This is a genomic window from Bradyrhizobium sp. UFLA01-814 (genome assembly GCF_046718885.1).
Classification (GTDB): domain Bacteria; phylum Pseudomonadota; class Alphaproteobacteria; order Rhizobiales; family Xanthobacteraceae; genus Bradyrhizobium; species Bradyrhizobium elkanii.
In genome coordinates, this window is sequence record NZ_JAQOSR010000050.1 from 42,343 (window position 1) to 49,494 (window position 7,152).

At 64.0% G+C, this 7,152-nt stretch carries 6 protein-coding genes; 3 read left to right on the plus strand and 3 right to left on the minus strand.

Annotation, left to right across the window (positions count from 1 at the left end; genetic code table 11):
* Positions 1–12: 12 nt before the first annotated feature.
* Complete coding sequence (locus tag PMN64_RS17455) at positions 13–1,449, minus strand: FAD-dependent oxidoreductase (RefSeq protein ID WP_411781495.1); 1,437 nt, start codon at positions 1,447–1,449, stop codon at positions 13–15.
* 251 nt (positions 1,450–1,700) lie between these two features.
* On the opposite strand from PMN64_RS17455, the gene PMN64_RS17460 reads away from it, so the two are divergent.
* The 3 genes from PMN64_RS17460 to PMN64_RS17470 all read left to right on the plus strand — a co-directional run bounded on the left by PMN64_RS17460 (position 1,701) and on the right by PMN64_RS17470 (position 4,929).
* A complete protein-coding gene (locus PMN64_RS17460) occupies positions 1,701–2,660 on the plus strand; it encodes a class I SAM-dependent methyltransferase (RefSeq protein WP_304497048.1) in 960 nt (319 codons plus the stop codon).
* 27 nt (positions 2,661–2,687) lie between these two features.
* On the plus strand, positions 2,688–4,028 hold the full coding sequence (locus PMN64_RS17465) for an LLM class flavin-dependent oxidoreductase (protein WP_304497049.1): 1,341 nt from the start codon (positions 2,688–2,690) through the stop codon (positions 4,026–4,028).
* Between the two features lie 79 nt (positions 4,029–4,107).
* Positions 4,108–4,929, plus strand: a complete 822-nt coding sequence (locus tag PMN64_RS17470; RefSeq protein WP_411781496.1) for a MetQ/NlpA family ABC transporter substrate-binding protein — start codon at positions 4,108–4,110, stop codon at positions 4,927–4,929.
* On the opposite strand, the gene PMN64_RS17475 is transcribed toward PMN64_RS17470, so the two are convergent.
* Positions 4,926–5,684, minus strand: a complete 759-nt coding sequence (locus tag PMN64_RS17475) for an SDR family NAD(P)-dependent oxidoreductase (protein WP_304497050.1) — start codon at positions 5,682–5,684, stop codon at positions 4,926–4,928. The two genes, PMN64_RS17470 and PMN64_RS17475, sit on opposite strands and share 4 nt — an antisense overlap.
* An 81-nt stretch (positions 5,685–5,765) precedes the next feature.
* Positions 5,766–7,031, minus strand: a complete 1,266-nt coding sequence (locus PMN64_RS17480) for an ROK family protein (protein WP_411781499.1) — start codon at positions 7,029–7,031, stop codon at positions 5,766–5,768.
* Positions 7,032–7,152: the final 121 nt, after the last annotated feature.

Consider the following 7,152-nt stretch of genomic DNA (forward strand, 5'->3'; position numbering starts at 1 on the left):
CCGTGATCCTCGCTATTCCGCCGCGACGGGCTGCGGCGGCCGCCAGACAGCCGGCGCATAGAGCTCGGTGCTGAAATCCTCCGCGATCTCTCCGTTGATGCGCGCTTCGTGAGATGCGAGGTCGGCCAGGAACAGATCGCGGCTGATCCTGGCCGTGATCCCCGGAATGTCGCGCTTGAAGCTTGGAACGTCGCCGATCGGCAGGCCGAAGCTGACAAATGCCGCCGGGTTGAAGACGTGAATGTCCTTCAGATACGGCGCGCGGCCCGGAACTTTCTCCAGATACTCGTGCCCGGACCCGAGATAAGGATAGGCCGCCAAGCTATCGTCCTTTTCGCCGTCAGGCGGCACGAAGCGATCTCGCCACAGCAGGATTTCGTCGGCGAAATCGCCGAGCTCGGACTGCGCGCCAAGATCGACGGAATAGCCGGTCCCGGCAATCGCGAAATCGAACGCGAACTCGCCCTGCGGAGTGATGGCGACCGGCCGTACCCCCTTCAATTGCGCCGAGGTCCACGGCGCGCCCAGATGCAGATGAAAATTGGGAAAGGCGACCGCGCGCGAGATCGCATCCGGCGGCGGGGTCGACCCAGCCTGCCTGAACCGAATCGCCTGATGCCAGCGCACCGCATCAGGCAAGCTGCCATAATTGTCATAGGCTCCCGGGTAGCCGCGGATCCGAATGACCGGCAACGCGGCCAAGGTCTCCCGGCGCGCAAACAGATGAACGTCACGCGCTCCGGCCTCAAGGGCCGCGGCCGCCGCATCGAAGGCCGACGCAGCACTCCCGACCACCGCAACGGAGAGACCACGCAGCGGCCTGAAATCGATCTTCTCCGAAGTATGCGCGTGGAATCGCTTCGGTAGGGCCCGCAGCGCGTCAGGGACATAAGCGCCCCCGCTACCCGCAAAACCGGTTGCGAGCACCAGCTTGCGCGTGGTCTCGATGGACGTGACCCCGCTCCGCTCCAGATGTAACCGCAGATGATCGGCTGCGGGCTCGATGCGGAGCAGCCGCGTACCGTAACGAATGCCGGCGCCGGTCACGCGGCGATACCAGTCGAGATAGGCCGCCCAATCGAGCCGCGGAATCCGATCGAGCGCGTCGAAGGCCGCCGCGCCATGGCGTGCTTCATACCATGCCTGGAAACCAAGACCGGGCAGACCGAGCTCCGGACCTGGAAGCGTCTTCGGGGTACGGAGCTTGTGCATTCGCGCGCTCGTCAACCACACGCCGGCCTTGCTGGCGTCGGCGGCGGCATCGATCACCGAAACCCTGCCGATCCCGGCGCGCCGAAACGCAAACGCGAAGGCCGCACCGGACTGGCCACCGCCAACCACGACGACGTTGTGATCGATCCCGTCGCGATCAGGCACCCAGTTCTGCGGGTCGGCCCCGATCAGCCGGAGGGCCTCGCGGGCGACGCTGTCAGGATCGGATTGCGGCATGAATGACCACCTCGCTTTGACGTTGCAAATCGTAAAAGCGATCGACATTCAGTCAATGAAACGAAACCAGCTTTGTTTTCGATAGCAGGCAATGTTCGCGTCGTGGACAACGCGGGCATTGAAATATTTGCGACGATCGCCGCCTGACCGATCGTCTCATGTGCATTGCGACGTGCGGGATCGGCGCGATCGATCGGGAAAACCTCCCAAATCATGCACCGCCCGGATCGGCGCGATCGCACTCATCTCCGGTGAACGACGAACTCGTCACGTTCATGCTCGCTTGCCGCGCAACAATGCAAATTCATTTCATCACCGTCGACATAGAGTCTGCCGCAACGCACGCGCCTGACGTCGACGCGCGGCGAGCAACGATGGGTCTCGAAATGCCGCAAACTGTTGGCGACATCAGCCTTGAACACGATACTCCGGAGCTCGCCCGCGCCTATGATGAAGCGGGACTCGTTCAATTTCGCCACGGCAAGTTCCTGATCGGGCCGCTCGCCATCAAGTCCGGCGAGCACGTGCTCGACATCGGGACGGGAACCGGCCGGCTTGCAGAATTCGTGGCCGGACTGGTCGGCCCGGACGGCCACGTGATCGGTATCGACCCACTTGCCGGCCGCATCGAAATTGCGCGCCTTCGGCAGGGGGATAACCTCCAGTTCGCCACCGGGCGCGCCGAAGATCTGTCGGGCTTCGACGACGCGCAGTTCGACGCAGTCTATCTCAACAGCGTCTTCCATTGGATCTCCGACAAGGATCGCGCGCTGCGGGAGATCCGGCGCGTGCTCAAGCCCGGCGGCCGCCTCGGATTGAATGTGCAGGATCCGTCCAGGCCGCACCAGTCGCGCCTTCTGCTTCGTCGCGCCATCGTCGAGGCGGGTCTTGCCGGCGATCGCCAGGACTCCAACCCGGTGCTCGGATCGACCGACGAGGAGCTCAAATCGCTGTTCGCGGCACACGGCTTCGCCGGCTACCGTAGCGAATTGCGCGCGTTGATCGATATCCACGACGATGCCGCATCGCTGCTGCAGTGGTCGGAAGCGAGCGCATTCGGCAATTTCCTCGAAGCGTTCACCCCTCACGAGCGCGACCTGGTGCGACGCACCTTCGCGCGCCTTGTCGAAGAAAAACGCACGCCCGAAGGTTTGAAGCTGGAGCGCTACCTGCGCTTCGCGTTTGCGCACAAGGCGCCGTCCCACCAATAACGATCGGCAGAACTTACGAGATCCGAGATGAGCAAACGACAGCTTTCCCTCAACCTCTTTATCTATCCCGGCGGCCATCACGAGGCGGCATGGCGCTACAAGGGCTCTGCGGCGGATCGCATCCTTGACGTTACCTACTATCAGGAGCTGGCGCAGCGCGCCGAGGCCCAGAAATTCGACGCGATCTTCTTCGCCGACGGCCCCGCGCTGGCCGACAATGTTCGCTACGCACAACGATTCCGGTTCGAGCCGATCACCTGGCTGGCCGCAATCGCCGTCGCCACGAAACGGATCGGCCTGATCGCGACCGCGTCGACGACCTACACCGAGCCTTACAACCTGGCCCGCCTGTTCGCGTCGCTCGATCACCTCAGCGGCGGCCGGGCCGGTTGGAACATCGTCACGACCAGCACGGCGCAGGCGGCGCAGAACTTTGGCTTGCCCGAGCATCCGCCGCACCACGAACGCTACGAGCGGGCGCGGGAATATCTCGATGTCATCACGCGGCTGTGGGACAGCTGGGAAGACGACGCGGTGGTGAACGATCCCGCATCCGGCATTTTCGCCGATACGGGAAAGATCCATCCGGTCGATCACGTCGGAAAGCATTTCCGAGTGCGCGGTCCGCTCAACATCTCGCGGACGCCGCAGGGACGGCCGGTCTATGTCCAGGCGGGCTCGTCCGATGACGGACGCGCCTTTGCCGCGCGCTTTGCCGAAGCGATCTTCACCGCGCATCAGACGCTGGCGAGCGCCCAGGAGTTTTATGCGGGCATCAAGCGGCAGGCACGCGCCTTCGATCGCAGCCCCGATCAGGTCAAGATCCTGCCGGGCATCAGCCCGTTCATCGCCAGCACACAGGCCGAAGCCGACCGGTTGCAGGACGAGTTCAACGAGTTGATCCAGCCGGAATACTCCTTGACCCAGCTTCGCCAGATGATCGGGCTCGACCTCTCCGGCTTCGACCTCGACGGTCCCTTCCCGCGCCACCTGATCGACACCGGTAGCGCCCGCGGGGTCGCCAGCCGTTTCAAGCTCGTGGTCGACATCGTCGATCGCGAGCAGCCGACCATCCGCCAGCTCGTGCAGCGTCTCGCCGGGGCGCGCGGCCACTGGGTGATCGCGGGCCCGCCGGAAAAAATCGCCGACAGCATCCAGACCTGGTTCGAGAACGGCGCGGCCGACGGCTTCAACGTGATGCCGCCCTGGCTACCCGGCGGATTCGATATTTTCGCCGAGCAGGTCGTGCCGATCCTGCGCAAACGCGGCCTGTTCCGCGACGAGTACGGCGGCACGACGCTGCGCGACCATTACGGACTGAGCCGGCCGCAAAGCCTGTTTTCCGGATCGATCAAGGCGATCGCCTGATCGCCTGACGTGCTCGAAACTGCCGACCTCGCGTCGGCCAAATCGCTGTTTGCCCACTGCCCAAGGATTTGAGAACTCAATGACCACTGCGCGTGTCCTGTTGCTTTCGACCCTGCTCATTCTCGGTGTTCTTACCGGCGCCGCCCTGCACGCGGAGACATCCGCCAAATCCGATCTGAAAGTCGGCTTCGTACCGGGCCCCTATATCGACGAATTCAAGGTTGGCGTCGCGCCGGAGCTGGAGAAGAAAGGCTACCGTATCCGCTATGTCGAGTTCTCGACCGGGCTGGAAGCCAACAACGCGGTGTTCAAGGGCGAGATCGACGCCAACGTCATGCAGCACACGATCTTCCTGAACTCGTACAACGAGCGGCAGCAGACCGACCTCGTCGGCATCGTCCACGTCCCGACGCCCCCGATGGGGCTTTACTCGAAGAAGCACCCGGTCGGCTCCCCGATCAAGCCCGGCTCGACCGTGGCCGTGCCCAACGATCCCGTCAATCTGCAGCGCGCGCTCTGGATCTTGCGCGATCTCGGCCTCGTCGAGATTCGCGACTCCAAGCCGGTCGATGTCAGCGAACTCGACGTGATCAAGAACCCCGGCGGCATCAAGATCGTGCCGCTGGAAGCGGCACAGGCGCCGCGCGCGCTCGACGACGTTGATTTCGCCGCCATCCAGGGCAACTTCGCGATCTACAGCGGCCTGAAGCTGACCAACGCATTCGCCCTGGAGAGGATGACGACGCCCTATATCAATGTGGTCGCGGTGAAGCAGGCCAATGCGGGCTCACCGTGGGCGCAGGACATCGTCGCCGGCTACAAATCACAGACGTTCAAGACCGCGATCCTGTCCGACCGGTTCTATGACGGGTTTACCCTGCCGGATTACCTGAAGCGCTAGACCCAACCACCATCGACGATATGGCTCTGGTTGGTGCAGGCGCCGCTGTCATCGGCGGCGAAGAACAGCACGACGCGGGCGATGTCATCAGGCACGAGTTTGCGCTTGAGGCATTGGCGCTGCATCAACTCGGCGACGCCTTCAGGCGTCAACCACAGATCCTGCTGCCGCTGGGTCATGATCCATCCGGGCAGGATGGAATTGACCCGTATGTTGTGCGGCCCGAGATCGCGGGCCAGCGCCCGGGTGAGGCCCTGAACGGCTGATTTGGCCGTTGTGTAGCATGGCATGTTGCCCTGGCCGATCACCCAGCTCACCGAGCCGATGTTGACGATCGAACCGCCGCCTGCCTGCTTCATGTCCGGCGCGACCGCCTGGGCGCTGAAGAACTGGTGCTTCAGGTTCACGGCGATCCGCTCGTCCCAGAATTCCGGTGTGACGTCCTCGATCGCGTGACGGTCGTCGCGGGCCGCATTGTTGACCAGGATGGTGACCGGGCCGAGCGCCTCGCGGATGCCGGCGACTGCGCGCCGCAGCGCGCCGATGTCGCGCAGATCGGCATGTTCGAAGTGCACGCGGGCTTGCGCGCCGAGATCGGACAGCAGCTGCTCCGAGGCCGTCAGATTGATGTCGATGAAGCCGACCCGCGCGCCCTGGCCGATGAACTGGCGGACGATCGCCTCGCCAATGCCGGAACCGCCGCCGGTGACCAGCACGGTCCGGTCCTTGAGACTTGGATAGATGGCGCCCTGCATTGGCATCCTCTCGATTTTGGCGCCTGAAGGGCGTCGGTTGCGTTGCTGCGGCTCAAGCAAAAGGGCCACAAATCCCGAGGTTCACTCGGTCGTCTCCATGAGGCTGCGGTCGACGACCCGCAGCGTCCGCCGCACCATGCCGTCGACGATGGTCGCCGACTCGCTTGGACGCACATATATCGCCGTGGACTTGAGCAGCCACGGCAGCACCGCCTGGTCGAGCCGCTCTTCATAAGCACTGTGCATCATGTCGAATGCCTGCAGGCCGGGACCTGCGAGGATGACGTGATGCGGGCGCAGCACCGATATCGTCGTGGCGACCGCCTCGGCAAGCGCGTGGCCCGCCTGCTGGAACAAGTGCTCGAGGCGGGAATCGCCGCTCCGTGCCCGATCGTGCAGCAGAGCCATCTGCGCCTCGGACGGTTGCTGCGACGCCGCCGGCGGCAGGTCGAGAAAGGTGCGGGCATCGCGGTAGAGCGCGTAGTCGGCAAGATGGGCCTCGATGCAGCCGCGCTGACCGCAGCGGCATTGCGGGCCGTTCAGCGCCAACTTGACATGACCGATCTCACTGCCCGCGCCGGCACCCCAGCGCGCTTCACCGTCGACAATGATGCCCATGCCGACGCCGTGTCCCACCATGATCGTGGCCGTGAGGCCCTGCGCCAGTGCCGGTTCGGCGGCTGCGAGGGACAGCGCGACCGCGACCGCGTCGTTCGCCATCACGACCTCGACACCGAACGCCTGGCGAATCGGCTTGGCAAGATCGACATCGGTGATCGACAGCGCCGGGCTCCACAGATGCCGGCCGGTGTCGCCGTCGACGATGCCCTGCAGCGCTATCCCGATTCCGAGCAACCGACGTCGCGGCGTGGCGGTCGCCTCAAGCATGGCGTCGATCTGTGCGATCACGAGCTCGCATAATGCGCCTGCATCGAGCGCGCGCGTCGCGAGTTCAAGTCGCGATTGCGCCAGGGCGGAGCCGCTGAAATCGGCGATCAGTGTCTCGACCAGATTCATGCGCAGCGAGACGGCGATGATGCGGCCAAACTCGGGATTCAGGGTCAGCAGGACTGCCGGCCGGCCGCGGCGACGGCCGCCATCCGCATCCTCTTCGTCGGCATCGTCGGGCCACAGCGTCGCCGCATCCGTCTCGGCTTCGCACAGCAGGTCTTCCGCCATCAGCTTCGACGTGATGGCCGAAATGGCCGGGAAGCTCAGGCCCGTGCTGCGTGCGAGCTCGACCCGCGGCAACGGCCCCTGGCGTCGCAAGACCTCGACGAGACGGCCGGGGTTCGATCCGCGGGCCAGGCTCGAAGCACGTCTCAACGGCTCGGACTGCTCGTTCATATTGGCTTTTTTAATTCTCTTGATGAAATTATTCAACGCGGGCTACTCAGATATGGGCCGAAAAGCGCGGACAGAGGCTGAAATGCATCACCATCATACTATTAATGCTTGAAGATAATGC

Coding starts and splice junctions, on each gene's coding strand:
- PMN64_RS17470 (WP_411781496.1), top strand. CDS start 4,108: ATGACCACTGCGCGTGTCCTGTTGCTTTCGACCCTGCTCATTCTCGGT.
- PMN64_RS17455 (WP_411781495.1), bottom strand. CDS start 1,449: ATGCCGCAATCCGATCCTGACAGCGTCGCCCGCGAGGCCCTCCGGCTG.
- PMN64_RS17475 (WP_304497050.1), bottom strand. CDS start 5,684: ATGCAGGGCGCCATCTATCCAAGTCTCAAGGACCGGACCGTGCTGGTC.
- PMN64_RS17465 (WP_304497049.1), top strand. CDS start 2,688: ATGAGCAAACGACAGCTTTCCCTCAACCTCTTTATCTATCCCGGCGGC.
- PMN64_RS17480 (WP_411781499.1), bottom strand. CDS start 7,031: ATGAACGAGCAGTCCGAGCCGTTGAGACGTGCTTCGAGCCTGGCCCGC.